This is a genomic window from Pseudomonas sp. Pseusp3 (assembly GCF_047304225.1).
Lineage (GTDB): Bacteria > Pseudomonadota > Gammaproteobacteria > Pseudomonadales > Pseudomonadaceae > Aquipseudomonas > Aquipseudomonas fluorescens_CD.
Window position 1 is genome coordinate 1 of the sequence record NZ_JBGLYV010000251.1, and the last position, 402, is coordinate 402.

Genomic DNA, 402 nt, shown 5'->3' on the forward strand with positions numbered 1-402 from the left:
GGAGGTTCCGGAGGTGGTGGTCACGGTGGTGACGGCGGTGGCGGCCATGGAGAGGGAGGCGGCCATGGTGGTGCTGCAGGCCATGGCGGTGACGGCCATGGTGCTGACGGTCATGGAGGTCCAGGGCGCGGCGATGCCGACCATGGTATGGCCGGGAACCGCGGCCCAGGCAATGCGCGGGACAATGCGCGAGACAATGACGACGACAACGACAACGCCGCCGATGCAGCCAGGAACGACGCCAATGCGGCCAGGAACGCTGCCAGAGCTGATGCGGATGCAGCCAGGGATGCTGCCAGAGCTGCTGCGGATGCGGCCCGGGACGCCGCCAGAGCTGATGCGGACGCAGCTCGGGACGCTGCAAGAGCTGCTGGCGTAGTGGGCGCCGATGCAGCCCGGGAC

1 protein-coding gene is annotated in these 402 nt (G+C 69.2%); it reads left to right on the plus strand.

Translation table 11 applies throughout. The annotated features are described in order from the left end of the window. Positions 1-379: hypothetical protein (locus ACCD00_RS30780; protein WP_413428940.1), on the plus strand; the 379-nt coding region annotated here is incomplete at its 5' end. Positions 380-402: the final 23 nt, after the last annotated feature.